Annotated in this window: 24 protein-coding genes; 5 read left to right on the top strand and 19 right to left on the bottom strand. The window is 71.7% G+C overall.

Features of this window, described 5'->3' with window-relative positions; all coding sequences use genetic code 11:
- Window positions 1-138: 138 nt before the first annotated feature.
- Together ACWEJX_RS21375 and ctaD are read right to left on the bottom strand one after the other, a co-directional pair.
- The gene (locus ACWEJX_RS21375) at window positions 139-537 is read right to left on the bottom strand and encodes a cytochrome c oxidase subunit 4 (RefSeq protein ID WP_451608994.1); all 399 of its coding nucleotides are present in this window, start codon (window positions 535-537) and stop codon (window positions 139-141) included.
- Window positions 534-2,273: an aa3-type cytochrome oxidase subunit I gene (gene ctaD / locus ACWEJX_RS21370; protein ID WP_451608993.1), complete on the bottom strand. Its 1,740-nt coding sequence runs from the start codon at window positions 2,271-2,273 to the stop codon at window positions 534-536. Before ctaD ends, ACWEJX_RS21375 begins: the two co-directional genes overlap by 4 nt.
- 276 nt (window positions 2,274-2,549) lie before the next feature.
- Here ctaD and ACWEJX_RS21365 point away from each other — a divergent pair, with 276 nt between their 5' ends.
- Complete coding sequence (locus tag ACWEJX_RS21365) at window positions 2,550-2,825, top strand: isoamylase early set domain-containing protein (RefSeq protein WP_451608992.1); 276 nt, start codon at window positions 2,550-2,552, stop codon at window positions 2,823-2,825.
- Between the two features lie 92 nt (window positions 2,826-2,917).
- On the opposite strand, the gene hypE is transcribed toward ACWEJX_RS21365, so the two are convergent.
- The 16 genes from hypE to ACWEJX_RS21285 all read right to left on the bottom strand — a co-directional run bounded on the left by hypE (window position 2,918) and on the right by ACWEJX_RS21285 (window position 18,422).
- Window positions 2,918-3,958 (bottom strand): hydrogenase expression/formation protein HypE, encoded by a 1,041-nt coding sequence (gene hypE, locus ACWEJX_RS21360; protein WP_451608997.1) that lies wholly within the window; start codon window positions 3,956-3,958, stop codon window positions 2,918-2,920.
- 49 nt (window positions 3,959-4,007) lie between these two features.
- Complete coding sequence (gene hypD, locus ACWEJX_RS21355; protein WP_451608991.1) at window positions 4,008-5,192, bottom strand: hydrogenase formation protein HypD; 1,185 nt, start codon at window positions 5,190-5,192, stop codon at window positions 4,008-4,010.
- Window positions 5,189-5,509 carry a HypC/HybG/HupF family hydrogenase formation chaperone gene (locus ACWEJX_RS21350; protein ID WP_451608990.1) on the bottom strand — a complete coding sequence of 107 codons (321 nt, stop codon included), beginning with the start codon at window positions 5,507-5,509 and terminating at the stop codon, window positions 5,189-5,191. The genes hypD and ACWEJX_RS21350 overlap by 4 nt, the downstream gene beginning before the upstream one ends.
- Before the next feature lie 10 nt (window positions 5,510-5,519).
- A complete protein-coding gene (gene hypF, locus ACWEJX_RS21345) occupies window positions 5,520-7,925 on the bottom strand; it encodes a carbamoyltransferase HypF (RefSeq protein WP_451608989.1) in 2,406 nt (801 codons plus the stop codon).
- A complete protein-coding gene (gene hypB / locus ACWEJX_RS21340) occupies window positions 7,922-8,617 on the bottom strand; it encodes a hydrogenase nickel incorporation protein HypB (RefSeq protein ID WP_451608988.1) in 696 nt (231 codons plus the stop codon). The genes hypF and hypB overlap by 4 nt, the downstream gene beginning before the upstream one ends.
- Window positions 8,605-9,015 (bottom strand): hydrogenase maturation nickel metallochaperone HypA/HybF, encoded by a 411-nt coding sequence (locus tag ACWEJX_RS21335; RefSeq protein ID WP_451608987.1) that lies wholly within the window; start codon window positions 9,013-9,015, stop codon window positions 8,605-8,607. Before ACWEJX_RS21335 ends, hypB begins: the two co-directional genes overlap by 13 nt.
- A 202-nt stretch (window positions 9,016-9,217) precedes the next feature.
- Window positions 9,218-9,337, bottom strand: coding sequence for a DUF6893 family small protein (locus tag ACWEJX_RS21330; protein ID WP_451608986.1), 120 nt, complete (start codon window positions 9,335-9,337; stop codon window positions 9,218-9,220).
- Window positions 9,338-9,356: 19 nt separating this feature from the next.
- Window positions 9,357-9,884, bottom strand: a complete 528-nt coding sequence (locus tag ACWEJX_RS21325) for a hydrogenase maturation protease (RefSeq protein ID WP_451608985.1) — start codon at window positions 9,882-9,884, stop codon at window positions 9,357-9,359.
- Complete coding sequence (locus ACWEJX_RS21320) at window positions 9,881-11,278, bottom strand: hypothetical protein (RefSeq protein ID WP_451608984.1); 1,398 nt, start codon at window positions 11,276-11,278, stop codon at window positions 9,881-9,883. The genes ACWEJX_RS21325 and ACWEJX_RS21320 overlap by 4 nt, the downstream gene beginning before the upstream one ends.
- The gene (locus ACWEJX_RS21315; RefSeq protein WP_451608983.1) at window positions 11,275-11,913 is read right to left on the bottom strand and encodes a DUF6084 family protein; all 639 of its coding nucleotides are present in this window, start codon (window positions 11,911-11,913) and stop codon (window positions 11,275-11,277) included. Before ACWEJX_RS21315 ends, ACWEJX_RS21320 begins: the two co-directional genes overlap by 4 nt.
- The gene (locus ACWEJX_RS21310; protein WP_451608982.1) at window positions 11,910-12,566 is read right to left on the bottom strand and encodes a DUF5947 family protein; all 657 of its coding nucleotides are present in this window, start codon (window positions 12,564-12,566) and stop codon (window positions 11,910-11,912) included. The genes ACWEJX_RS21315 and ACWEJX_RS21310 overlap by 4 nt, the downstream gene beginning before the upstream one ends.
- Entirely contained in the window at window positions 12,563-13,123 is a 561-nt protein-coding gene (locus ACWEJX_RS21305) for a hypothetical protein (RefSeq protein WP_451608981.1), read from the bottom strand. The genes ACWEJX_RS21310 and ACWEJX_RS21305 overlap by 4 nt, the downstream gene beginning before the upstream one ends.
- Window positions 13,120-14,904: a nickel-dependent hydrogenase large subunit gene (locus ACWEJX_RS21300; protein WP_451608980.1), complete on the bottom strand. Its 1,785-nt coding sequence runs from the start codon at window positions 14,902-14,904 to the stop codon at window positions 13,120-13,122. Before ACWEJX_RS21300 ends, ACWEJX_RS21305 begins: the two co-directional genes overlap by 4 nt.
- A 96-nt stretch (window positions 14,905-15,000) precedes the next feature.
- Complete coding sequence (locus ACWEJX_RS21295; protein ID WP_451608979.1) at window positions 15,001-16,083, bottom strand: NADH-quinone oxidoreductase subunit B family protein; 1,083 nt, start codon at window positions 16,081-16,083, stop codon at window positions 15,001-15,003.
- 53 nt (window positions 16,084-16,136) lie between these two features.
- Window positions 16,137-17,861, bottom strand: coding sequence for a hydrogenase maturation protein (locus tag ACWEJX_RS21290; protein ID WP_451608978.1), 1,725 nt, complete (start codon window positions 17,859-17,861; stop codon window positions 16,137-16,139).
- Window positions 17,862-18,146: 285 nt separating this feature from the next.
- Complete coding sequence (locus ACWEJX_RS21285; RefSeq protein WP_451608977.1) at window positions 18,147-18,422, bottom strand: hypothetical protein; 276 nt, start codon at window positions 18,420-18,422, stop codon at window positions 18,147-18,149.
- A 379-nt stretch (window positions 18,423-18,801) separates the two neighbouring features.
- Between ACWEJX_RS21285 and ACWEJX_RS21280 the strand changes: the two genes are divergently transcribed.
- The 4 genes from ACWEJX_RS21280 to ACWEJX_RS21265 all read left to right on the top strand — a co-directional run bounded on the left by ACWEJX_RS21280 (window position 18,802) and on the right by ACWEJX_RS21265 (window position 23,865).
- On the top strand, window positions 18,802-19,317 hold the full coding sequence (locus ACWEJX_RS21280; protein WP_451608976.1) for a tetratricopeptide repeat protein: 516 nt from the start codon (window positions 18,802-18,804) through the stop codon (window positions 19,315-19,317).
- Between the two features lie 93 nt (window positions 19,318-19,410).
- Window positions 19,411-21,903 carry a penicillin acylase family protein gene (locus ACWEJX_RS21275; RefSeq protein ID WP_451608975.1) on the top strand — a complete coding sequence of 831 codons (2,493 nt, stop codon included), beginning with the start codon at window positions 19,411-19,413 and terminating at the stop codon, window positions 21,901-21,903.
- A 165-nt stretch (window positions 21,904-22,068) separates the two neighbouring features.
- Window positions 22,069-23,112, top strand: a complete 1,044-nt coding sequence (locus tag ACWEJX_RS21270; RefSeq protein WP_451608996.1) for an alpha/beta hydrolase — start codon at window positions 22,069-22,071, stop codon at window positions 23,110-23,112.
- An 87-nt stretch (window positions 23,113-23,199) separates the two neighbouring features.
- Window positions 23,200-23,865, top strand: coding sequence for a cutinase family protein (locus tag ACWEJX_RS21265; RefSeq protein WP_451608974.1), 666 nt, complete (start codon window positions 23,200-23,202; stop codon window positions 23,863-23,865).
- A gap of 122 nt (window positions 23,866-23,987) precedes the next feature.
- Here the strand turns inward: ACWEJX_RS21265 and ACWEJX_RS21260 are convergent, their stop codons facing one another.
- Entirely contained in the window at window positions 23,988-25,046 is a 1,059-nt protein-coding gene (locus tag ACWEJX_RS21260) for a BTAD domain-containing putative transcriptional regulator (protein ID WP_451608973.1), read from the bottom strand.
- Window positions 25,047-25,295 lie beyond the last annotated feature (249 nt).

Below are 25,295 nucleotides of genomic sequence, written 5' to 3'. Positions count from 1 at the left end.
GGACCGGTCGACACCCGGTCCGCCCGCCCCGCCCCCGCTTCCCGCCCCCGCTTCCCGCCCCCGCTTCCCGCTCCCTCGTCCGAGGCCGAGCCGAGGCCGAGCCGAGGCCGAGTCCCAGTCCGGGTCCGAGTCCGTCCGCTAGCGCCGGCCCTCGTCGCCGGCGTACTGGAACACGAAGCCCGCGACACCCGCCCCGACCAGGCCCGCCCCGATCAGGAACAGCCACAGGGCGTACACCGCACCCACGGCGAGCACGCTCGCCCCGGCGGCGATCAGCACGGGCCAGGGGCTGTGCGGGGGGAAGAAGTCCAGCGGTCCGGAGCGGTCCCGTACCTCCCCGTCCGGGCGGTCCTCGGGGCGCTGCCCGATCAGCTGGTGCCGGCGGGAGAAGAAGAAGGTCACGAGCAGTGCCATGAAGGTGGCGACGGTGAGCGCCGCCGTCCCCGCCGGCTCCGCCCCGGACCACAGCGCGTACAGCACGTCCACGACGAGGAAGAACCCCGCCACGCCCGCGAACACGACGGCCTCGGTCTTCATGCGCGCCCCTCCTTCGACGGACCCTCGGAACTGTGGAGCGTGTCGGCGGTGCCGGCCTCGGTCTCCGGATGGTTCAGGTCGAAGGCCGGGGAGTCGGAACGGACACGGGGGATCGCGGCGAAGTTGTGCCGCGGCGGAGGACAGGAGGTCGCCCACTCCAGGGAACGGCCGTACCCCCACGGGTCGTCGGTGCCGACGCGGGGCGCCCTCGTCGCGGTGCGCCACACGTTGTAGAGGAAGGGCAGGGTCGACAGCCCCAGGAGGAAGGCGCCGATGGAGGACACCGTGTTGAGGACGGTGAAGCCGTCGGCGTCGAGGTAGTCGGCGTAGCGCCGCGGCATGCCGGACTCTCCCAGCCAGTGCTGGACCAGGAAGGTCGTCTGGAAGCCGGTGAAGAGGCTCCAGAAGTGGATCCGGCCCAGCCGTTCGTCGAGCAGGCGCCCGGTCCACTTGGGCCACCAGAAGTAGAAGCCCGCGAACATCGCGAAGACCACCGTGCCGAACAGGACGTAGTGCAGGTGGGCGACGATGAAGTACGAGTCGGTGAGGTGGAAGTCGAGCGGCGGCGAGGCGATCAGCACCCCGCTCAGGCCGCCGAGCAGGAAGGTGACCAGGAAGCCGACCGAGAACAGCATCGGTGTCTCGAAGGAGAGACTGCCGTGCCACATCGTGCCGATCCAGTTGAAGAACTTGATCCCCGTGGGCACGGCGATGAGGAAGGACATGAGGGAGAAGAAGGGCAGCAGGACCGCGCCGGTGGCGAACATGTGGTGCGCCCATACGACGGCCGAGAGCATCGTGATGGTGACGGTGGCGCCCACCATGCCGACGTAGCCGAAGAGCGGTTTCCTGCTGAAGACGGGGATGATCTCGCTGATGATGCCGAAGAACGGCAGCGCGACGATGTAGACCTCCGGGTGGCCGAAGAACCAGAACAGGTGCTGCCAGAGCAACGCGCCGCCGGCTGCCGAGTCGTAGACGTGCGCGCCGAGCTTCCGCTGCGCCTCGAGGGCGAGCAGGGCGGCCGTGAGCACCGGGAAGGCGAGCAGCGCGAGGATGGAGGTGAAGAGCACGTTCCAGGTGAAGATCGGCATCCGGAACATCGTCATGCCCGGGGCGCGCAGGCAGACGATGGTGGTGATGAAGTTGACGGCGGTCAGCGTGGTGCTCACGCCGGACAGGACCAGGCCCATGGTCCACAGGTCGCCGCCCGGGCCGGGTGAGAACACCGGGCCGTTCAGCGGGGCGTAGGCGAACCAGCCGAACGACGCGGCGCCGCCGGGTACGACGAGGCCCGACACGACGACGAGTCCGCCGCCGAGGTAGAGCCAGTAGGTGAGGGCGTTCAGCCGTGGGAAGGCCATGTCCGGGGCGCCGATCTGCAGCGGCATCACCGCGTTGGCGAATCCGGCGAACATGGGCGTGGCGAACAGCAGCATCATCACCGTGCCGTGCACGGTGAACAGCTGGTTGTACTGGGCTGCGCTCACAATCTGGAGTCCTGGTCGGGCGAGCTCCGCGCGCATCAGCATGGCGAGCGTGCCGGCCAGCAGGAAGAACCCGAACGAGGTGACCATGTAGAGGTAGCCGATCACCTTGTGGTCGGTGGTCGTCAGCAGCCCCATGATGCGCACGCCCGTGCCGAGCGGGCCGCGGGGGGTCTCCTCCGGCGTCTCCGGCTCTGTCGCGCTCCACTCCGGCACTTCTCGCGGCGGTCCTGTGGCGTCCCGTTCCATGCGTTGTCCACCCCAATGCCTCGGTGTGCGGTCGGTGCACCGATCCTGGTTCCTCGACGTCTCCGAGGAGCCGACGCGGGGGGCGACACGCACCGGAATTCACCGGTTCACCGCCGCGCTCGTTGACGTGTCCGCCGCTGCGTCCGTCCACACAGCCGACGCCGCACCACCGGACCGGGTGACCACGTGCCTCGTGTCGGGCGCGTACGACGGCGGTCGGGGGCGCCGCGGCCGAGGATGCACCCGTCGCAGTCATCTCTTCCGACAGGAGCCGACATGCTCGAACGCAAGAAGGTCAAAGGCCGTACCCAGGTCACCTTCGTCCTGCCCGACCACACCCCGGAAGGCCCTGTCAGCGTCGTCGGGGACTTCAACCACTGGAACCCCCACGCCCACCCGCTGGCACCGCGTGGTGACGGCACCCGCGCCGCCACGGTCACCCTGCCCGCCCACACCAGCCATGCCTTCCGCTACCTCGCGGCGGACGACCACTGGTTCGACGAGGAGGCCGCCGACCACCACGACGGCACCAACAGCCGTCTGAACACGTGAACACGTGAACACGTGAAAATGTGACGCCTGACGCCTGACGCCGTCCCGGTGGGCGACGACACCGCGCCGTTCGCCGCCCACGGGTTCCAGGCTCAACAGATCCGCGGCAGCTGCTCCCCGAGCGGCATGTCCACCACGCGGGTGCCTCCGAGGCCGGTACGGGCGACGACCATGCCGGGGTGCTCCTCCACGGTCTCGCCGATGACGGTCGCGCCCGCCCCGAGCGGGTGGGCGCGCATCGCGGCCAGTACGGGCTCCGCGTGCTCGCGCGGTACGAACGCCACCAGCTTGCCCTCGTTCGCGACGTACATCGGGTCGAGGCCGAGGATCGCGCAGGCGTTGGCCACGGCCTCCGGCACGGGTACGGCGCGCTCCTGGAGGACCACGCCGGTGCCCGAGGCGGCCGCGATCTCGTTGAGCGAGGCGGCCAGTCCGCCGCGGGTGGGGTCGCGCAGCACGTGGAGATCCGGCGTGACCGCGAGCATCGCCTCGACGAGACCGCCCAGTGCCGCGCAGTCGCTCTCGATCTCGACGCCGAACTCCAGGCCCTCGCGCACGCTCATGACGGCCACGCCGTGGACGCCGACGGGCCCGCTGACGATCACCACGTCACCGGGGACGACGCGCTGTGGGCGGAGATCCACACCGTCGGGCACGAGGCCGATCCCGGAGGTGTTGATGTAGACGCCGTCCCCGTGGCCGGCCTCCACGACCTTGGTGTCGCCGGTGACGACCTGGACTCCGGCCGTGCGCGCGGCCGCGCCGAGGGCGTTCGCCACCCGGGCGACGACGTCCGTCCCGACGCCTTCCTCGAGGATGAAGCCGCAGGAGAGGTAGGCCGCCCTGGCCCCGCTCGTCGCGAGGTCGTTCACGGTTCCGTTGACGGCCAGGTCGCCGATGCTGCCGCCGGGGAAGAAGAGCGGACGCACCACGAAGGTGTCGGTGGAGAAGGCCAGCCGGGCGCCGCCGAGTTCGAGCGCGGCGGCGTCCGTGGTGACCGAGAGCGCCGGCCCGCCGAAGGCGGGCGCGAAGATCTGCTCGACGAGCTCGGCGGAGAGCGCGCCGCCACCCCCGTGGCCCATCACGATCTGCGCCTGGTCCCGCAGAGGTGCCGGGCAGGTCCAGGCGAGCATGTCCGGCGCCTGGTCCGGGGTGGTCGGGACGGTGGTGCCCGTGGTCGTGTCAGACAACGGAACTTCCTTCCAGGGGCGGGACGTTCGAGGACGGAGCGCCGGGGACCGGAACTCCCGGTGCCGGGGTCCGCCGCCCCGGAGAGCCGAGGTCGAGCCGCCGGTAGAGGTAGTAGGCGGCGCAGGCGCCCTCGCTGGAGACCATCGTGGCGCCCAGCGGGGAGCGGGGCGTGCACAGGGTGCCGAACGCCTCGCACTCGTGCGGCTTGAGCAGGCCCTGCAGCACCTCTCCGCTGCGGCATTCGGCCGGTTCGCGGGTGTCGATGCCCTCGACGGAGAAGCGGATCTCCGCGTCGTAGTCGCGGTAGCGCTCCGAGAGCCGCCAGCCGCTGTCCGGGATGACACCGATGCCGCGCCAGGACCGGTCGGTGACCTCGAAGACGTCGTCGAGCATGGCCCGGGCGGCCGGGTTGCCGTCGGTGCGCACGGCGCGGGGGTAGGCGTTGTCGACGGTGTGCTCCCCCCGTTCCAGTTGCAGCACCGTTCTCCGTACCCCTTCGAGGATGTCCAGGGGCTCGAAGCCGGTGACGACGATGGGCACCCGGTGGCGTGCGGCGAGTTCGGGGTACTCCGCCGTTCCCATCACGCTGCAGACGTGGCCGGCGGCGAGGAAGCCCTGTACGCGACAGTCCGGGGACCGCATGATCGCCTCGATCGCGGGCGGCACCCGGACGTGGGAGACCAGCAGGCTGAAGTTGCGGATGCCCAGCCTGCGGGCCTGATGGACCGTCATCGCGTTGGGCGGGGCGGTGGTCTCGAAGCCGATGCCGAAGAACACGACCTCGTGCCCGGGGTTCTGCTCGGCGATCCGCAGGGCGTCGAGCGGGGAGTAGACGACCCGGACGTCGCCGCCCCGCGCGCGCACCTGGAAGAGGTCCCGGCCCGTGCCGGGCACCCGCAGCATGTCCCCGAAGGAGCAGAAGATCACGCCGGGGCGTGAGGCGATCTCCAGGGCCTTGTCGATGACCTCCAGCGGTGTCACGCACACCGGACAGCCGGGGCCGTGGATCAACTCGATCTGCTCGGGCAGGAGTTGGTCGATGCCGTGCCGGATGATGCTGTGGGTCTGGCCGCCGCAGACCTCCATCAGCGCCCACGGCCGGGTCACCGTCGCATGGATCTCGTCGAGCAGCCGCCGGGCCAGCTCGGGGTCCTGGAACTCGTCGATGTACTTCACCGGTGCACCTCTCCGGCGACGCCCTCGGGCGCCTGCCGTTCGCCGTCGGTCGTCTCGGCGGCCGTCTCCCACGGGTCGCCGAACTCCTCCTGGAGCATGCCGAGGGTCTCGAACAGCTCCAGCGTCCTCCTGGCCGACTCCTCGTCCAGACGTTGCAGGGCGAATCCGACGTGGACGATCGCGTACTCGCCCACCTTCAGGTCGGGCAGGTACTCCAGGCAGACCTCCTTGACCACGCCGCCGAAGTCGACGGTGGCCATCCGGGTGCCGTCCCGGTCCTCGACGTCCAGCACCCTTCCGGGGACCGCCAGACACATGTGCGTCTCCTCACTGTCGCTGTCGTGGTCGCGCGCCGGGGGCCGGGCCGGTGGTGACACGTGCGGCCACGACCAGCTGGCCGAGGGCCAGCCCACCGTCGTTCGGTGGGACCATGCGGTGGCGGAGGACGGTGAAGCCGTCCTGGCGCAGCGCGCGGTCGCAGGCCGAGGCCAGGACCGTGTTGGCGAACACTCCCCCGGTCAACGCGACGGTGGCCACGCCGAGTTCGCTCCGGGCCGCGGCGCAGACCGTGTGCACCAGTCGGGCCACGGCGTGGTGGAACCGGGCCGCGACGAGGGCCGCCGGAGTACCGCCGCGCACGTCGTCGGCGATCGCGGCGAGCAGGGGGGCGGCGTCGGCCGGGAGCGGGCGGCCCGGCCGTGGTGGGGCCGGCAGGCAGAAGGCGTAGCGCGCGTCGTCCTGCGCGGCCGGCGCGCGGAGAGCCGCGGCCTCCAGCTCGACGGCCGCCTGCGCCTCGTGGCCGGCGAGGTGGCGGATCCCCGCGAGGGAGGCGACGGCGTCGAAGAGGCGGCCCATGCTCGATGTCGGTACGCAGTTCAGTCCCCGCGCCAACTGCTGTTCGAGGACGCGCAGTTCACCGGGCGGGCAGGCCGCCACGCAGGGCAGCGCGGGGTCGAACGGGAGGCCGGCGGCGTGCAGGTGTGCGAGGGCCATGCGGTACGGGCGCCGGACGGTCGCGTCCCCGCCGGGAAGCGGGACATAGGCGAGGTGCGCGAACCGCGAGAACCCCTGGTAGTCCGCGAGCAGGAACTCGCCGCCCCACACGGCGCCGTCGAGGCCGTATCCGGTGCCGTCGAAGGCGACCCCGAGCACGGGGTGGCTGCCGTCGAGCCCGTTCTCGGCCATGGCGGAGGCGATGTGCGCGTGGTGGTGCTGCACGCTCACGACCGGGCGCCCCGCCGCGTGCCGGGCGGCCCAGCGCGTGGACCGGTACGCGGGGTGGTGGTCCACGGCGAGCAGGCCGGGTCCGACGCCCGTGACGGATTCCAGCTGCCGCTCGGCCGAGGTGAGGGCCAGCTGTGTCGCCAGGGTGTCCATGTCGCCGATGTGTGCGGACAGCCAGGCCTGGCGGCCCTGGCCGAGGCAGAACGCGTTCTTCAGGTCCCCGCCGACGGCGAGCGCGGGGGCGACCTCGACCGGCAGGGTGAGCGGCAGCGGGGCGTAGCCGCGGGAGCGGCGCAGGACGAGCGGTTCGCCGTCACGGACGCGTACGACGGAGTCGTCGCAGGGGACGTGGATCGGGCGGTCGTGCGTCAGCCAGGCGTCCGCCAGACCGGCGAACTTGACGAGCGCGTCCGCGTCGTCCGTGACGATGGGTTCGCCGGACAGGTTTCCGCTGGTCATGACCAGGAGCCGGGGCCCCGGCTCGGGGGTGCCGACTCCCAGGAGCAGGTGGTGCACCGGGGTGTACGGGAGCATGACGCCGAGGTCCGGACTGCCGGGGGCCACCTCCGGCGCCGGGAGGGGGCCGGAAGGCGGCGGGGTGTCACGGCGTCGCAGGAGGACGACGGGGCGGACGCGCCCGGTGAGGAGTTCACGCTCCGCCGGGCCGAGGTGCACCAGGGGCTCGATGTCCGCGAGCTCCGCCGCCATCAGCGCGAAGGGTTTGGTCGGGCGGGCCTTGCGCCGGCGCAGTTCGGCGACCGCCGTCGGGTTCGTGGCGTCGCAGGCCAGGTGGTATCCGCCCAGGCCCTTGACCGCGAGGATCGCACCGGCCGCGAGCATCCGCCGGGCGACGGTCACCGGGTCGACGCGCGGGTCCGCCGCGGCCGACTGGCCCGGTCCGGCGACCAGCCGCAGCCGGGGGCCGCACCTCGGGCAGGCCACGGGCTGCGCGTGGAACCGCCGGTCCGCCGGGTCCGCGTACTCCCGCGCGCAGTCGGGGCACAGGGGGAAGCCGGCCATGGTCGTGTGGGCGCGGTCGTAGGGCAGGCCGGTGACGATGGTGAACCGGGGCCCGCAGTGGGTGCACGTGACGAAGGGGTGCAGATGTCTCCGGTCGGCGGGGTCGGCGAGTTCCGCGAGGCAGTCGTCGCAGGTGGCCGTGTCCGGCGGGACGAGGGTCCGGACGGCGCCGTCCTGGCACGAGGGGACGATGGTGAACCCGCTGTCGCCGCGTACGGTGACGCCGGTCGTCTCGACGGACTCCACCCGGGCCAGTGGCGGCGCCTCGGGCCCGACGCGCGCGCAGAACGCCGCCACGTCCTCGGGGTCTCCCTCGATCTCGGCCACGACGCCGTCGGGGGTGTTGGTGACGTGGCCGGACAGCCGCAGGCCGGTGGCGAGGGCGTAGACGTACGGCCGGAAGCCGACGCCCTGGACGACTCCGCGCACGACGACGCGGTGGCGCAGGGCGGGCGTCGGAGGCGCGGCGACCGGTCGTACGGCGGTCACGCGCCGGCCCGGGCCATCACGGGGGTGTGGGTGTCGGCGCCCTCGGCCGCGGCCAGCGCCCGGTCGAGGAGCGTCCCGGCGCCGCGCCCGTCGCGCGCGGAGGTGAGGAGGACCTCGACGCCGGGGTTGACCTGTTCCACGTTGCGGCGGAAGGCCGCCTCGTCGAACTCGGCGGCCGCGGCCAGGTCGGTCTTCGTGACGACCACCAGCTGGGCGAGGCCGAAGGCGGTGGGGTACTTCAGGGGCTTGTCCTCGCCCTCGGTGACGGAGGCGAGGACGACCCGGAGCGATTCACCGAGGTCGTAGCCGGCCGGGCAGACGAGGTTGCCCACGTTCTCCACGAACAGCAGCCGGGTGGCCTCGGGCAGCCAGTCGTGCAGGTGCCGGGCGACCATGTCGGCCTCCAGGTGGCACAGGCCGTCGGTGTGCACCTGCCTGACGGGGACGCCGGCCCGGGCCAGGCGTTCGGCGTCGTTCTCGGTGGCCAGGTCCGCGGTGAGCGCGGCGGTGCTGACGCCCTGTTCGACGGAGAGCCGCAGTGTGTGCTCCAGCAGGGCGGTCTTCCCGCTGCCGGGGCTGGAGAGCAGGTTGACCACCGTCGTGCCGCGGGCGGTCAGTTCGGCGCGCAGGATGCCCGCCGCGGCATCGTTCCTCGCGAGGATCGCCCGCTGCAGGTCGACTACTCGGCACATGATCGGCTCTTCTCCGTGGTGGGTTCGCTGCGTGGTGCGCCGGTCGCGGCGGGATCGGTCCAGCGGACCTCCCGGATCCGCAGTTCGCGTCCGGAGACGAGCTCGACGGCCGCTCCCCCGCAGCCGGGGCAGAGCAGCCGGGGCGGCATGCCGACCTCCCAGACCCGGGAGCAGGGCTCGCAGCGTGCGGTCCCCGGTACCGTCGTCGTGATCAGTTCGGCGCCCTCGACGAGGGTTCCGGCGCAGGCGAGTTCGAAGCAGAAGTGGAGCGAGTCGGCGACGATGCCGGCCAGCTCTCCCGTCTCCAGGCGGATGCTGACGACCCCGGTGGCCCCGCGGGACCGCGCGGCCGTCTCGACCTGGTCGACGACGGCCAGCGCGACGGACATCTCGTGCATCGCTCTCCGTCCGGGGCCGGGGTGGGGTGTCTCTGGGCCGCCATTACAGGACGGGAGGAGTGGGGGTTGCCGCCCGGCTCGCCGGGAGAGCCCGGGGCTGTCGTCCGTTCGGTGCAGCCGGACCGGGCAGCGGTGGTCACGATCCGACGGGGCGCGACAGTCACAACCTGCCGGTCGCATCCCGCTGGTCACATCCCGCTGGTCACATCCGGCTGATGCGCACGTAGCGCTGGATGTCGGGGAGGACGCCCTTGAGGAGGGCCAGGACGGCCAGGGTGGCGGTGACGGCGACGAAGGTGGTGCCGATGGCGTTCTTGTTCATGCTGCTCTCCGTGTCGGGCTTAGACGACGACTTCCCGGCTGACCAGTTCGGTCACCATGCGGACCGCCTCGGGCAGTGCGGCGGCGACCTGCGGGCTGAGTCCCACTCCTTCGTCGAGGCAGGCGGGTTCGCAGCCGACGACGAGGATCCTGCGCGGCGGCGTGGCGCCCGTTCCCGCGCACAGGGTGTCCAGCAGGGCGAGGACGGCGTCGGGCGCCATGCGGTGGCCGTCGAGCGGCACGGCGTGGGGGTCGGCGGGCCGCCCGTCCGGCTCCGTGGCGTCGATCAGGTAGAGCGTCCCCGGCGCGCCGCCCCGGGCGGTGGCGTCGACGAGGACGAGGGTGTCCCAGCCGTCGAGGAGCCGGTAGGCGAGGTGGACGCCGCGGATCCCGACGTCCGACACCTCGACGTGGGGCGGCAGTCGCCGTCCGGCGAGGAGGCGTACGGTCTCGACGCCGAAGCCGTCGTCGCCGAGGAAGACGTTGCCGACGCCCGCCACGAGGGTGCGCGGGGCGGAGCGGGGCTCGCGGGACTCGGGGTGGTTCACACGTCCTCCAGTGCGTGCACCTCGTCGGGCTGGAAGTAGAGGAACCGGCCCTGTTCGCGCCGGATGTCGGCGCCCGGATCGTCCTCCAGGGTCACCGCGATGTGCACGCCGCCGTCGACGTCGTGCAGCACGGCTTCGACCAGGGCGCTGCGGCCGTCCACGAACAGGTCCTGGGCGTCCGTACGGCGCAGCCGGGGGCGGAGGAGCACCCTGCTGCCCGCACGCACGGCGTGTCCGTCGACGAGGACGTGGTCGCGGGCCGGATCGACGGAGGTGTCGCCCGCCGGGTCCCACCACGGGGTGTCCGGTACGAGGAGGTCGGCACCCGGCGGGTGCTGGGGCGCGGTGACCTCCCGCAGGCTGCGTACGGCTCCGTGCAGGCGCTCCAGCACCTCCGGCGGCATGGTGTCCGCCAGATCGATCACGGCCGCGGCGCGTGCGTCGGTTCCCCGGGCCTCGCGCTTCTCCTCGTCGGTGAGGGCCGCGGTGCGCAGGGCGAGGATCTCGTCGATCTCGGTGGCGTCGTAGAGCGCTCCCGGGCTCTCGGGGGCGATGGCCGGGTGGTCGTCGAGGATGATCGGCGAGGAGAGGACGAGGTCGGCGCGGCCGGGTTCGCCCGCCAGGACGGGCCAGGTGTGCCGGTTGTCGCAGGCGGCCACCGCGCCCTTGGCCCATTCCGGCGGGTCGGTCATGGACAGGAAGGACCCGGCGTCTAGGCGGAGCAGGGTGTGTGTGGCGACGAGGGAGTGGGCGAGCGCCGCGTGCCGGTCGGCGTCCGGCAGGGGCTTCCAGTCACTGGTGTTCTGGACCGTGACGGACAGCCGCCTGACCCGGTACGGGCCGTCGAGTTCCGCCGCCGAGATCCGCACGGTGCCGCTGATCGCCTCGCGGCGGCGGACGAGCCGGCCGCGGAGGCGGCCGTCGGCGTCGGTGACCTCCTCGGTCTCCTGGGCGGCGGGGCGGGTGAAGGGCACGGTCACGCCCTCGCCGTCCAGTGCGCCGACGGGGACGGCGAGGGCGATCCGCTCCTCGACGCCTTCGTCCCACGTCGGCAGGACCCGGTCGGAAAGGCGCAGTTCGGTGACGGGAACGTGGCCGCCGTCGTCGCGGAGTTCCTCCACGGTCCGCCGCTGGACGTGCAGGAAGCGGACCTCCAGGGCGAGTTCGGCACCCTGTCGGGGCTCCATCAGGCACGCGGTGTGCTGCGCGGAGTGCTCGCCGGCGGCGTTCCAGGACGGCGGTACGAGGACGCCGAACTGCCAGCGGAACCTGTTCTTCGCGGCCGACGCCCGGTACGGGTAGAGCACGTACCCCTCGAAGAGGACGGCGTCGGCGACCTGCCGGGCGACGGCGAGTCGTGCCTCGGTGCCGGGGGTGAAGACGGTGGTGGTCATCGGGTCCGCTCCCCCGCCCCTTCGAGCAGGGCCTCGACCGTGGCCTGCCAGGACGGCAGGGCCCGGCGCGACCGGTAGGCGAGCAGGGCGTCCATCGCGTCGTTCGGGAGCCGGATCCAGCCGCAGCCCGGGAAGTGCTGGTCGATCATCTCGCGCCAGACCTTCACGGGCATCCGGTGGACGACCTCCTTGTCCCAGGGCACGGGCTCGACGTGGAAGCCGCCGGCGCCGGTGAAGGCGGTCCCGGAGAACAGCAGGAGCAGCGGCACCTCGCCGCCGGACAGCGCCCGGAAGTAGCGGGTCGCGGCGATGTCGGTGTCGTAGGTGCACGGGACGACGAGGTCGGTCTCGGTCTCGCCGGTGAAGCCGGGGACCATCACGGAGACCTGGGCGAACTGCACCGGGTGGAGGCTGCCGCCCCACCGGGAGCGTTCGCCGAACAGGTCGCCGAGCGCCTCGGCCTCCTGGTCGTCGTATCCGCGCCGGGCCGGTTCGATACGGATCTGGCAGCGCAGCGCGAGCGCGTGCACCCGGGTTCCGGGCGTCGCGCCGACGCGCAGCCGGAACACGAGCGTCGGGCCGGCCGCGTAGGCGTCGGCGCGGACGCCGGTGCAGGCGAAGGAGAACTCGGTCACGGCCGGCTCCCCTGCGTGTCGCGCGCCGCTCCGCGGACGCGGGCGAAGACGGCGTCGAGGTCGGAGCGTGCCTCCGCGCCGCCGTCGAAGCCGCGCCAGTGCAGTCGCATGCGGCCCACCAGTTCGTAGCAGACGTCGATCGGCGCCAGGAAGCATTCCGTGCTCCCCCGGTGCCGGCGCAGCAGCAGCGCCTCCACGTCGGGCCGGAGGAGGGCGGCGAGCCGGGTGGCGTCGAGCACGGACTGCCAGGCGGTGTCCTCCAGTTCGCTCTCGGTGGCGCCGGCGGGGCTCGGGTAGAGCGCCACCACCCTGTCGAGGGCGGAGTTGTGGAAGAGGAAGGCGACCGAGACCGGGATCCGCAGCGTCTCCCACACGGTGTCGTCGACACGGTGTGCCGGGTCGGCGAGACAGCGGTCCGGCACGGCCCGGAAGCGGCCTCGCGCCGCGGCCGAGTGGTCCATGAGCTGTGCGCACGCGCCGCAGGCGCAGACCAGGGTCCGCTGGTCGGTGTCGGCCAGGTGGCGGTGGCGCTCACCGGCGAGCCGGGCGCCGCACAGTTCGCACCGCTCCTCCCGGGGCGGCCGCGGCGTGGTGAAGCGCCGCAGGCCGGTGGGTGCGGTGCGCGGTCCCGTACCGGTCGGGAGCCCGGTCACGGGGCTTCGCCCGATGCGGTGCCGGCCTTGGCCGCGCCGGGCGGGCGGGCGCCGATCTGGAGCAGCGCCGGCTCCCGCGCGGCCGCCGGTCCCAGTTCGACGCCGGTGACCTCGGGGGCGAAGCACGCGAGGGCGTCCAGTGCCGCCTGCCGGGTCGCCTCCCGGGTGCTGGGGCATCCGCAGCCGGACGAGGCCTCGACGTCCAGCCGCAGCACCCCGCTCACCGTGTCGAATCCGGTGTTCCGTACGGGCTGCGGCAGGCCGGACAGCGCCCGCTCGATGCGGGTGGGCAGGTCGTCGGGGTGCAGTCCGTGCAGGTTGAGCAGGCTCGCGACGAGTTCGTCCGCGAGCAGTGCGTCCAGCGGTTCGACGGGGGGCCGGGCGCCGGGGCGGCCGAGGAGCTCGACGACGCGGGCGAGCCCGCTGCCGTAGAACTCCATCAGGACCCGCACGAGGTCCTCGGCGGCCGCGACGGCCTCGGCGTCGCCCTTCTCCGCCAGCCGGTCGAGGAGCTCCTCGACCCGCCGGCCCGCCTGTTCGGCGGTCACGGCGCTCATCCGCCCAGTCCGCTCAGGCCGGTGGGGACGTGCATCGCCTTCACCGTGCGGCCGTTGCCGGTGTACATGTGCACACCGCACGGCAGGCACGGGTCGAAGCTCCGAACGGCCCGCATGATGTCGATGCCCTTGAAGTTCTCGGGCGTGTTCTCCTCGAAGATCGGGGTGTTCTGCACCGCGTCCTCGTAGGGGCCCGGGGTGCCGAAGGTGTCGCGGGTGGAGGCGTTCCACGGCGTGGGCGGATACGGGTGGTAGTTGGCGATCTTGCCGTCCCGGATCACCATGTGGTGGGAGAGGACGCCCCGGACCGCCTCGGTGAAGCCGACACCGATGGACTCGTCGGGCACCTCGAACTTCTCCCAGGTCTGGCTGCGTCCGGCGCGGACCTCCGCCAGGCCCTTCTCGGCGCAGTGCAGGGCGACGGCCGCCGCGTACGCCTGGAAGTAGGTCCGGGCGCGGTTGCGCTCCAGGGCGTTGCTCCACTGCGGGATCTTCCACTCGAAGGTGGTCTCCGGCTTGGTGAGCGTCCGGGGCAGGTTGATGACGACGCTGTGCCCGGTGGCCTTGACGTAGCCGATGTCGACCAGTCCGGACAGGGCGGTCGACCAGAGCCGGGCGATGGGGCCGCCGCCGGTGTCGAGCGCCAGGTGGTCCGTGCCGTCGAACCAGCGGGGCGACATCACCCAGCTGTACTTGTCGTCGAAGTTCCGCTTCTGCGGGGCCGGGATGGTGTGCTGGTTCCACGGGTGACGGGGGTCGACGGGGTTGCCCAGCGGGTCGTGCGTGACGAACTGCTCCTGGCCTTCCCAGTCCTCGTAGTACGAGCTGCCGAGCAGGATGCGGATGCCGAGGTTGATCCGGGTGAGGTCGTTGGTCACGAGCTTGCCGTCGACGACGACGCCCGGGGTGACGAACATCCGCCGGCCCCAGTCGGTCATGTTGGCGTACGTGAAGTCGCAGTACTCGGGGTCGTTGAGCGCTCCCCAGCAGCCGAGCAGCACGCGACGGCGGCCGACCTCCTCGTAGCCGGGCAGGGCTTCGTAGAAGAAGTCGAAGAGGTCGTCGTGGAGCGGGACGACCCGCTTCATGAACTCCACGTACCGCATGAGCCGGCTGAGGTAGTCGGTGAAGAGCTGGACCGACGCGATGGTGCCGACGCCGCCGGGGTAGAGCGTGGAGGGGTGCACGTGGCGCCCCTCCATCAGGCAGAACATCTCCCTGGTGTAGCGGCTGACCTGCAGCGCCTCACGGTAGAACTCGCCCTCGAGGGGGTTGAGGGAGCGCATGATGTCGGCGATGGTCCGGTAGCCGTGTTCGGCGGCGTGCGGCGCCTCGGTGCGCTCGGCGAGCTCCAGGACCCCGGGGTTGGTCTCGCGGACCATCTTCTCGCAGTAGTCCACGCCGACCAGGTTCTCCTGGAAGATGTTGTGGTCGAACATGTACTCCGCGGACTCGCCGAGGTTGATGATCCACTCGCCCAGGTGCGGCGGCTTCACGCCGTACGCCATGTTCTGCGCGTACACGGAGCACGTGGCGTGGTTGTCGCCGCAGATGCCGCAGATGCGGCTGGTGATGAAGTGCGCGTCGCGCGGGTCCTTGCCGCGCATGAAGACGCTGTAGCCGCGGAAGACGGACGACGTGCTGTAGCACTCGGCGACCCGCCGCTGCTTGAAATCGATCTTGGTGTGGATGCCGAGACTGCCCACGATCCGGGTGATGGGGTCCCAGGCCATCTCCACCAGGCCGCTGCCGTCCCCCGTCGTCTTCGCCGGAGATGCCATTGTCTGTACGGTGCCCTTCGTCGGTGCTTCGACTTCACGAACAGTGCGGGGGTGCGGGGGTTCCCGGGCGACGGGCCCCCGTCACCATGGCCATCGTCACCACGGCGGCCGGTAACCGGTGGTGATCCGGTCGCCGGTGTGCCGCCACTTCGGCTCCTTGTCCACGGTCCTCGCGGTGATGTCCCGCAGCCGGCGGATCACGGAGCCGTACACGCCGCTCGCGGTGCTGGAGACCGTGGCCCCGGGGGGTTGGTCCATGAACGGCATGAACTTGTCCGGGAAGCCGGGCATCGTGCAGGCGATGCAGATGCCGCCGACGTTCGGGCATCCTCCGATGCCGTTCATCCAGCCGCGCTTGGGGACGTTGCACTTCACGACCGGACCCCAACAGCCCAGCCTGACCAGGCACTCGGGCGAGTCGTACGAGGTGGCGAACTGGCCCTGCTCGTAGTAGCCCGCGCGGTCGCACCCCTCGTGCACCGTCGCCCCGAACAGCCAGGTCGGGCGGAGTCGGTCGTCCAACGGAATCATCGGCGCGGAGCCGGCGGCCTGGTAGAGCAGGTACGTCAGGGTCTCGGCGAAGTTGTCCGGCTGGATGGGACATCCGGGTACGCACACGATGGGGATGCCGGCCCGGGACTTCCAGTCCCACCCGAGGTAGTCGGGCACGCCCATCGCCCCGGTCGGGTTGCCGGCCATGGCGTGGATGCCGCCGTACGTGGCGCAGGTGCCGATCGCGACCACCGCGAGCGCCTTGGGGGCCAGCCGGTCGATCCACTCACTGGTGGTGATGGGCTGGCCGGTCTCCGGGTCGTCGCCGAAGCCGCACCAGTAACCCTCCTGCTTGATGGCCTCGTTGGGGACCGACCCCTCGATCACCAGCACGAACGGGTCGATCTCGCCGCGTTCTCCCTTGAAGAACCACTCGATGAACGTGTCGGCGCCGCCCACCGGACCGCACTCGAAGTCGATCAGCGGCCAGTGGACCGCGATCTTCGGCAGTCCGGGCAGCCCGGCCAGGGCGATCTCCTCGATGCTGGGCTGCATGGCGGCGGTCAATGCCACCGAGTCGCCGTCGCAGCTCAGTCCCGCGTTGATCCAGAGGATGTGGATCGGCTTCTCGTCACTGCCGGGAGCGGCGCCCTGATCGTCGACCTGGGCCTGCTCGGTTGCGTTCATGGGTCGCCTCCTGCGGAGGATGGGGCGGAGGCCGTCTCAGGCCCGCGTACGTGTCAACGGTCGGCCGGACCGGCCGCGGCCGCATCCCAGGCGTCGGGAGAACCCGCGGCCCCGCCCTCCTTTCGGACGAACGCCCGGCGCAGGGAGTGGTAGGGCGCGGTGGGATCGTCGAAGATCGCCCGCATGCGGCTGAGCTCCTGCTCCCGGTGGACGGCGAGGGGTGTGAGCGACTCCCTGGCCTCGTACTCCGCCTTCTTCGCGGCCACTCGGGACGCGACGGCGGGGTGCGCTGCCAGCCGGGCGGCCAAGCGGGTGACCTCGGCGGAGAAATCGGCCGGCCCGCACTCGATGATCCGGTCGACGAGCCCCATGCCGCGGGCGGCCGCGACGGAGACGGGCCGGGCGCCCTGGGTGAGCCGTTCCGCCAGGGCGGGGCCCACCTTCCGGGGCAGGCTGCGGGTCCAGTACTCGGAGCCGTACAGGCCCATGCGCCGGTAGTGGGGGTTGAGGACGGAGCCCGACCGGCACCAGACCTCGTCGGCGGCCAGGGCCAGCATCACGCCGCCCGCGGCGGCGTTCCCGCCGATCGCGCTGACGACGAGCCGGTCGGTGGTGGTGAGCACCGCCTCGACGAGGTCGTTCATGGCGTTGATGTTGGCCCAGGACTCGGCGGCCGGGTCGGTGGCGGCCTCGATCACGTTGAGGTGGATGCCGTTGGAGAAGAAGTCGCGCTGTCCGCCGAGCACGAGGACGGAGGTGGGGCGCCGGCAGGCGGTCTCGTAGGCCCGCAGCAGGCGGCGGCAGTGGTCGGTGCTCATCGCTCCGCCGGGGAAGGCGAAGGACAGCACCCCGACGGGGCCCTGCTCCCGGTAGCGGATGTCGGACCAGGTCCGGCCCGCCTCCGCGTCGACCGGCACGCCGACCGGCGCGTCGACCGGCGCGGGCAGTTCGGGAAGGTCGGGCAGCCGTCCCGCGAGGCCGAGGGCCAGGGTGGCGGGCAGTTTGCACGCCCGCTCCTCGCCCCGTCCCGTACGGGCGCGCAGCTCCGGGATCCAGACGGCGCCGTCCCCCGTGGCGCGGCAGATCGCGCCGGTCCGGGTCGCCAGCAGCTCACCGGGCTCGCCGCGCAGGCCGTCCTCGGCGTGGCCGCCGTGCAGGAACCATTCGGCCCCGAGCAGTTCGTCCAGGACGCCCGGCTGCGAGTCGGCGGCGCGCAGGGCGCGCAGGACCGTCTCGGTGTCCTCCTCCCACGAGATCCGCCGCTGCTCCTGCCGGAACCAGGGCCTGGCCCGGACCCGCCCCGTCTGCGGCTGCGGTACGGCCCCGGCGGCGACCCGCTCGACCGCGAGGTGCACGGCGCTCATGGCGGCGTCGGACAGCTCGTTCCGGTACAGGTCGCTCTTGCCCACCGCCGGAAGCGGGAAGGCGACCGTCGCCCAGACGTCGCCCGCGTCCATCTCCTCGTCGGCCTGAAGGACGGTCACGCCCCATTCGGTGGCGCCCTCGTGGATCGCCCAGTCCAGCGAGGACGGCCCACGGTCGCCGACCGGCCCCGGGTGCACGATCAGACAGAGGCGACTCCGCCATACGTCCCGGGGCACGACCGCCTTCAGCATGGGCGCGACGACCAGATCGGGCGCGTGCCGCTCGACGGCGTCCCGCACCGCCGCCCCGTCGGGCGTGACCTCCACGGATACGGCGTGCCCGTGGTCCTGCAGCTCGGCCCGAGCCCGCTGGGTGAGACTGTTGTAGCTGCTGGCGATGAGCAGAATGCGCATGGCAGCCCTTCCGGGTCGTCGTGGAGGCCCCGCGCCGGAGCGACGGCTCGGTACGCGGCCCCAGCGATCGTCGGACCGCCCTGCGCGGGGAGCGAGGCGACGCCTCCCTCGCCTCACTCGATCGAGACCCGTTTCCCACCACTTGGCGGCGCCCGCCCCCCTCCTGGGTGGCCCACTCGCATGCGATACGGCTCGCGAGCTGCTCGACGGCGGCGGTAGAGGAGGCTCAGCGGGGGCTCGGGCGGCGGCTCAGGCGGGGGCTCAGGCGGCGGCTCAGGCGGCGGCTCAGCGGGTGAAGGCGGCGGTCACGCCGATGGAGTCGGCGCCGCCGACGGCCTGGGCCCAGGAGCTCCAGCGGCCCGTGTTGTAGTCCCCGTCGATCTCCTGGAGACGGTTGCTGCCGTCCACGGCGAAGATGTGGTTCACGTTGTTCGCGGCGGCGCTGGCGATCCGCTTGAAACCGGAGCCGGACATCTTGGTCCAGCCGTTCCACTGGCCGGTGTCGAAGTTCCCGTCGGTGTTCGACCAACCGCCGTCCAGCGCGACAGCGCTCAGGTGCACCGTGTCGCCGGAGGCGGACGCCGCGACGTCCCGCGCGGTGAAGGTGCGAGTAGTCGCCGTCGGTGTTGTGCAGGCTGCCGTCCGGTGCCAGGTTCACCAGGTGCACCGTGTCGGCCGGCCGGGGGGACTGCGCGACACCACCGGTGAACCAGCCGGCGTCGTAGGCCTGGTCGAGCGGCGCGAGGAAGTTCTGGCCCAGCAGGGCGTAGCCGACGTCGTTCGGGTGCAGCCCGTCCGACATCTGTGCGGGCTGCGTCGCCGTGCCCTGGCCGTACCAGCGCGGGGGCGGCGACGTACCGGAAGTGGTGGCCCGCCTGCAGCTCGGTGGCCTCCAGGTGCTGGAGCGCGGAGTTGTAGGCCGGAATATTCGAACCTGTCGATGGCTTACGGCGGGGACTGCCAGATCGACCAGGCACTTCACCACGCACAGGCAGCCCTCGACCTCCAGCCCCTCACCGGCACCGGCCGACGACGGCCCGCCATCCTCGTCAACTCCATGGCCGACGCGCTCCGGGAGGCGGGCCGCTACGCGGAGGCGGAACTCCACTACCGCGAAGCCCTCGCCTCCTGGCGCGAGCAGGGCGCCGCCGCCAACGTGGCCATCACCCTGTCCAATCTCGGCGACGCGCTTCGCGGGCTCGGCCGCCGGGAGGAGGCCCTCGGGGCATTCCAGGAAGCCCTCGACATCTCCGAGCGGACCGGCAATGTCGCCGACTCGTGCGACTTCCTGGTCGTCATGGCCCGCGCGCACGTCCAGTTCGGTGAGTGGGCCGAGGCCCGTGCCCGCGCCCGCCAGGCCCTCGACCTCGCCGACCGCCACCAGCTGGGCTGCCGGCTCAACGAAGCGCACGAAGTCCTCGCCACCATCGAAAGCGCCCGCGAGAAGGAGCACTGAACCCCGACGAACGCCTCATCATCGGGATTTCATCGCTTCTCCTTAGCGTGACCGGGTTCGGACAACGGCTGAACCGAGGGGAAGGACGACTCGATGGCGCGCTGGAGATTCGGAGCGAGGCTGCCGGTGGCGGCCATGGCCGCGTTGGCGGTGATCAGCACGGTGACGGCCGCCGGACCACGGGCCACCGCGGTTCCTGCCTCCGGGGTTACGGCCGCCGGGGCTGCGGCCTCCGAACAGGGGCCGGACAAGCCGACGATCCGCTACACCGAGTACGGCATACCGCACATCATCGCCTCCGACTGGGAGGGGCTGGGTACCGGCTACGGATACGCGGCGGCCAAGGACAACATCTGCACCCTGGCCCAGACGTACCTGATGGTCAACGCCCAGCTGTCCCGTTTTCTGGGGCCCGACGGCAGGGCGAGCCCCGGCGAGCACCAGAACACGACCACCAACCTCAACAGCGACATCTACTTCCAGCGGATCAACGACAACCGGGTCGTGGAACGACTGCTCGACCAGCCCGCGCCCAACGGGCCGGAGCCGGAGGTCAAGGAGGCCATTCGCGGCTACGTCCAGGGGTACAACAGGTACCTGGCCGAGACGGGCGTCGGCAACATCACGGACCCGGCCTGCCGTGGCGCGGCCTGGGTGCGGCCGATCACCGAGCTGGACGTCTACCGGCACGCGCACGCCGAGATCATCATGGGCACCGCCGACGCGCTCCTGGACGGTGAGGTGAACGCCGTGCCGCCAGGGGCGTCGGCCTCCGCCACCGCGCCGGCCGTCTCGCCCGAGCAGACCGCGAGGAAGATCCGTGACGCGATGGCCGCCGCCCGTCGGACGAGCATGGGCAGCAACGCGCTGGCGGTGGGTTCGCAGGGCGTGGCCGAGGGCACGAGCATGATGCTGGCCAACCCGCACTTCCCGTGGCAGGGCAAGAACCGGATGTGGCAGAGCCAGCTGACGATCCCGGGAAGGATCAACGTCACCGGGGCCAGTCTGCTCGGATTCCCCGCGGTCAACATCGGCCACAACGACGACGTCGCCTGGAGCCACACGGTCGCCACGGTGGCCCCGTTCGGGCTGTTCGACGTGCAGGTGGATCCGCTGAACCCCACCAGCTACCTGGTGGACGGCGCGTGGCAGAAGATGACCTCGCAGCAGGTCAGCGTGGACGTACTCAACAAGGACGGCTCCATCGGCAAGGTCACCAGGACCCTGTGGGCCACCCGCTACGGCCCGGTCACCTCGTCGGTCCAGGGCATCGCGCTGCCCTGGGTGGTGAGCGCGCACGCGGTGCGCGACGTGAACATGGACAACCTGCGGGCGCTGAACACCTGGTTCCACCTCGACCAGGCCACGGACGTCCACGACGTGGTGAACACCCTGGAGACCACGGAGGGCGTGCCCTTCTTCAACACCGTCGCCTCCGACCGCAAGGGCAACGCCCTGTACGCGGACATCCAGGCCACCCCGAACATCACCGACGAGCACGCCCAGTCGTGCCTGACCGCGACCGGCCAGCTGCTCTTCAACCAGTCGCTGCGGCTGCCGAACGTACCGCCGGTCTCGATCTTCGACGGCAAGCGCAGCGAGTGCGACTGGCCGAACGACCCGAACGCGGTCGCCCCGGGCCTGCTCGACCCGCACAAGCAGCCGCGCCTGATCCGGTCCGACTACGCGGGCAACGCCAACGACAGCGCCTGGCTGCCCAACCCCGAGCAGCCGCTGACCTTCCCCAGGGTGATGGGTGACATGGCGGCGCCCCGCTCGCTGCGCACCCAGGAGCTGCTCCTGACCGCGCAGAACCGGATCGACGGCACCGACGGCCTGCCCGGCCGGGGCTTCACGCCGGCGAACATGCGGCAGTTGCTGTTCGCCGACAACAGCAGGGCGGCCGACCTGGCGCTGGACGCCACGGTGACGGCGTGCCAGAACACCCTGTTCGGGCTCGTCGTGGTGGACGGCAACCTGGTCGACATCAGTGAGGCGTGCCCGGTCCTGGCCGCGTGGAAGAGCCACAAGTACACGTCGGACAGCAGGGGCTCCTGGCTGTTCGAGAACTTCTGGGCGTATCTGCAGAACGGACAGGCGATCGAGAAACTGCCGTGGCGGATCGGCTTCGACGCCCATGATCCGGTGCACACGCCCAATTCCCTGGACTCCGGCAACTCCGCAGTCCGCGACGCGCTCGCCCGGGCGGTCCTCGCACTGCGCAACGCGGGCGTCGCGCTGGACGCACCGCTGTCGAGCATCCAGAACGTCACCCGCAGCGGTGAGAAGATCCCGATCCACGGCTCGATCCACGAGCTGGGCGTACTGAACGTGGTCACCCCCGCCATGGTCGACGGCAAGGTGGACATCGTCTTCGGGTCCAGTTTCATCCAGCAGGTGCGGTTCACCGCCGACGGGCCGCCCGAGGCGTACTCGCTGCTGGCCTACTCCCAGTCGGCCAACCCCAACTCGCCGCACTACGCCGATCAGACCCGGCTGTTCTCGGCGGGCCAATGGGTGACCGAGCGGTACACCGAGGAGCAGATCGCGGCCTCGCCGGTGCTGGAGGTCAAGGTCCTGTCCTGAGCGGGTGCGCCGGGGACCCCGGCCAGGGTCCCCGGCGTGCCCCTGCCATCGCTTCATCGCTATTTCATCGCCGCCTCATAGGTTTCGTTCCACGCAACGACAAGGCTCAGAAGGGGGAACTCCGTGACAAAGACGTCGAGCCGTTGGCGCGTGGTACTGGCGCTGATGGTCGCCCTCGTGGGGTTCGCCGCGCCGGCCGGCGTGGCCCGGGCCGACGACGGTGGCGGCGCGCCGCCACCGCTGACGGACGGCTTCGGCCTGACCCAGGTCGACACGGCGCAAGGCACCGCGACCAACTTCTTCATCACCGTGACCACGCCCGAGGTCACCGGCAGGCACCACATCAAGATCATTCTGCCGAGCGGCTACTACGCCGACCCGGCAAGGCGTTATCCGGTGCTCTACTTCCTGCACGGTTCGCCCGACGACCCGATCCAGCAGAACTATCCGGCACTGACCACGTCGAACCAGATGATCACGGTCATCCCGGACGGCGGGGCCCGGGGCTGGTACGCCAACTGGCTCAACCAGAACACCGCGATCGGCGCGCAGAACTGGGAGAACTTCCACCTCAAGCAGGTCATCCCGTTCATCGACGCGAACCTGCGGACCGTCGCCACCAAGAAGGCCCGGGCCGTCGCCGGTGTCTCCATGGGCGGGTTCGGCGCCTTCCACTACGCGCAGGACCGCCCGGACCTGTTCGGCCAGACCGCGTCCCTGTCGGGCGACATCGACCTGTCGGCCGACTCCATGGACCTGCGGCTGGCCGCCGTCGCCACCGTCGTCGACGCGCAGGGCGCGATGTGCGCCTCGTCCTCCGGTGTCTGCGACCCCGACAACGACCCGTACAAGCCCGGTGTGGACAGCGACGCCCTGTTCGGCTCGCCCTACCCGGTGTTCAACGTCGACTGGCGGTGGAACGAGGTCGACCCGTCACAGCACATGGACAAGCTCAAGGCCGGCGGGGTCGGGGTCTCCATCTACGTGGGCAACGGGCGTGGCGACGTCACCGACCTGGAGTTCTGGGTCGAAGGCGCGTCCAAGCACGTCAAGGACCGCATGGACGCCCTGGGCATGTCGTACCACTACGTCGACTACGGCGACGGCGCCGCCTGGGGCACCAACTGCAACGGCGGCCACAACGGCTGGTGCTGGGAGAGGGACCTCCAGGACCTCGTCCCCCGGCTGGAGCGGTCCTTCGCCTCCTGACCGTACGGGAGCCTCCGGGCCTCCGGGACGGACCGCCAGCGCGACCGTCAGCACCACACCCCTTCACAGGATTTGAGGAGCAGCACCATGCGCGCGACCAGGATCACATCCGCGTTGGCCGGTCTACTGCTGGCCGTGGGAGTGTCGGCGACACAGGCGCCGACGGCCGCGGCGCAGGCGGCGGCCTCCTGCGACGGCACCTACACGATCGTCGTCGGCGGCACGGGAAGCACATGGGACAACGACGGCTTCCGGGGCAACATCCAGCAGCACGTCGGCTATCCCACCCAGATCCCCAACGGCGCGAGCACCCGCGCGGGCGTCGACGAGCTGAACCGGCTCGTCCGCAACCAGCGTGCCGCCTGCCCCGACCAGCACGTCAAGATCGGCGGATACTCGCTGGGCGCCGGGGTGGTGCACGTCTGGGTCACCGAGAACTGGCAGACCTTCGGAAACGTCAACGCCATCCTCATCGCGGACCCCAAGCGCCAGGGCCCGCCCGGAGCCAACGGCGGAGCCGTGCCCTTCGGCGGCTTCGTCGGCGCCCCGCTGGCCGGCGCCGACCGGTTCTTCGGCAACGTCCCCGTCAAGACGATCTGCAACTGGGACTACGTCTGCGACGAGTCCGCCGGCATCTGGACCTACCCGTACAACCACATGCACAACTACGACGTGGACTTCGACATGGACCACCACAACGACAGCGCCAACGAGGAGTGGTACAACGGCGCCTGGAACCCCGCCTCCTGGTAGCCCGTGTCCCCACGTCCCCGCGCGCCCGGCGGCCTCACCGGTCCCGGGCGCGCGGTGCCCGTCCCCGCCCCGGTCCCGGGCGCGCGGTGACGGTCTCGCCCACGCTCGCCGTGACGGTCCGGTCAGTTCGTGGGTCCGGGGAGGCCCAGGCCGGCTTCGTCGCCGCGCAGGATCATCTCGTACGTCCCGCGCAGCATCCGGCTCGGCGGCACCCCCAGGTCGTCGGCCAGCCGGCGACGTGCGCGGTCGAACACGGACAGCGCGTCGGCCTGCCGGCCACCGCGGTGGAGCGCGCGCATCAGCATCGCCGCGACCGGCTCGTGCAGAGGATGCGCCGCGGACAGGGCGTACAGCTCCGCGGTGGCTTCGGCGAGCCGGCCGAGCCGCATCTGCGACGCCGACTTCCGCCGCACGACGGAGATCCTGCGTTCGGTGAGCCGCAGCCGCTCCAGCTCGGCGAGCGGCCCCGGCAGGCCTGCCAGGGGTTCCCCGCGGAACAGGTCCAGGGCCTGGGAGCACAGCCGGACCGCCTCGGCCGGCTCACCCGCCCGGACGGCCGCCCCGGCCTCGACGACCAGTCCGTCCATGACCGTCACGTCCACTTCGGCGGCGCCGGGCACCAGCCGGTACCCGCACCGCTCGTGCTCGATCAGCCCGTCCGGACCGTCGCCGACGTGCAGGGCCTTGCGCAGTCGGTACACGTACACCGGGACCACGTTCGTGACGGGATGTTCCATTCCCCATACCCCGTCGAGCAGTTCCTGCCGGCTGATGGCCCGCCCGGCGCCCAACGCCAGCGCAGCCAGTACGGCCTGCTGACGCAGATGCCCCAGTTCGAGAGGCCGCCCGTCCACCCATGCCCGCAGTGGCCCGAGGACCGAGATCCGTACCCGCGGTCCGATCACCGGACCCACGTCCGTCCTGGGGACGGCCGCGCGGGGGCCGTGGCCGGGCACGACCAGACCGCAGTCGAAGGCGTGCACGATGGCGGCGGCCCGGTCGCGCAGGCCGAGTCTCGCGAGGATCCGTGCGACGTGTCCGGCCACGGTTTCCTCAGCCAGGTCGAGCGCGGCGGCGATCTCGTCGTCCCGCAGCCCGCAGCCGATCGCGTGGAGCACCTCGCGCTCCCGCTGTCCGAGCACGGCGCCCATGGGCCGGCCGATGGTCGCGGTCGTCGGCATCACGGCCCTCCGGGCTGCGGTCTCGTCGGTCTGGCGGACAGGCCGACAAGCTAGCGGCGCCGGTTCCGGGCCGGGCATCCGGAACGATCCGGGGTGACACACGACGCCTCGACCGGCAAGGGTCCGCCCCTCCGGCCGGCGGTGAGGTGGGCGGCGCGGAGCTCCGGCCACGACGGCCTCGCGTTCGCCTTCCGGGCGGACGCGGCAGCGTGACTGGCCGGAAGTTGACGCATGCTCAGCTCCGGCCGG

The sequence above is a fragment of the Streptomyces sp. NPDC004788 genome, from assembly GCF_053601115.1.
The sequence above is the reverse complement of the archived record's forward strand: the minus strand, read 5'-3'. Positions and strand labels throughout refer to the sequence as shown.

What these genes read in the sequence shown, in the direction of transcription:
- ACWEJX_RS21375 (WP_451608994.1), bottom strand. Translation starts at nt 537, where the DNA reads ATGAAGACCGAGGCCGTCGTGTTCGCGGGCGTGGCGGGGTTCTTCCTC.
- ctaD (WP_451608993.1), bottom strand. Translation starts at nt 2,273, where the DNA reads ATGGAACGGGACGCCACAGGACCGCCGCGAGAAGTGCCGGAGTGGAGC.
- ACWEJX_RS21365 (WP_451608992.1), top strand. Translation starts at nt 2,550, where the DNA reads ATGCTCGAACGCAAGAAGGTCAAAGGCCGTACCCAGGTCACCTTCGTC.
- hypE (WP_451608997.1), bottom strand. Translation starts at nt 3,958, where the DNA reads ATGCTCGCCTGGACCTGCCCGGCACCTCTGCGGGACCAGGCGCAGATC.
- ACWEJX_RS21350 (WP_451608990.1), bottom strand. Translation starts at nt 5,509, where the DNA reads ATGTGTCTGGCGGTCCCCGGAAGGGTGCTGGACGTCGAGGACCGGGAC.
- hypB (WP_451608988.1), bottom strand. Translation starts at nt 8,617, where the DNA reads ATGTGCCGAGTAGTCGACCTGCAGCGGGCGATCCTCGCGAGGAACGAT.
- ACWEJX_RS21335 (WP_451608987.1), bottom strand. Translation starts at nt 9,015, where the DNA reads ATGCACGAGATGTCCGTCGCGCTGGCCGTCGTCGACCAGGTCGAGACG.
- ACWEJX_RS21330 (WP_451608986.1), bottom strand. Translation starts at nt 9,337, where the DNA reads ATGAACAAGAACGCCATCGGCACCACCTTCGTCGCCGTCACCGCCACC.
- ACWEJX_RS21320 (WP_451608984.1), bottom strand. Translation starts at nt 11,278, where the DNA reads ATGACCACCACCGTCTTCACCCCCGGCACCGAGGCACGACTCGCCGTC.
- ACWEJX_RS21305 (WP_451608981.1), bottom strand. Translation starts at nt 13,123, where the DNA reads ATGAGCGCCGTGACCGCCGAACAGGCGGGCCGGCGGGTCGAGGAGCTC.
- ACWEJX_RS21300 (WP_451608980.1), bottom strand. Translation starts at nt 14,904, where the DNA reads ATGGCATCTCCGGCGAAGACGACGGGGGACGGCAGCGGCCTGGTGGAG.
- ACWEJX_RS21295 (WP_451608979.1), bottom strand. Translation starts at nt 16,083, where the DNA reads ATGAACGCAACCGAGCAGGCCCAGGTCGACGATCAGGGCGCCGCTCCC.
- ACWEJX_RS21290 (WP_451608978.1), bottom strand. Translation starts at nt 17,861, where the DNA reads ATGCGCATTCTGCTCATCGCCAGCAGCTACAACAGTCTCACCCAGCGG.
- ACWEJX_RS21280 (WP_451608976.1), top strand. Translation starts at nt 18,802, where the DNA reads ATGGCTTACGGCGGGGACTGCCAGATCGACCAGGCACTTCACCACGCA.
- ACWEJX_RS21275 (WP_451608975.1), top strand. Translation starts at nt 19,411, where the DNA reads ATGGCGCGCTGGAGATTCGGAGCGAGGCTGCCGGTGGCGGCCATGGCC.
- ACWEJX_RS21270 (WP_451608996.1), top strand. Translation starts at nt 22,069, where the DNA reads ATGGTCGCCCTCGTGGGGTTCGCCGCGCCGGCCGGCGTGGCCCGGGCC.
- ACWEJX_RS21265 (WP_451608974.1), top strand. Translation starts at nt 23,200, where the DNA reads ATGCGCGCGACCAGGATCACATCCGCGTTGGCCGGTCTACTGCTGGCC.
- ACWEJX_RS21260 (WP_451608973.1), bottom strand. Translation starts at nt 25,046, where the DNA reads ATGCCGACGACCGCGACCATCGGCCGGCCCATGGGCGCCGTGCTCGGA.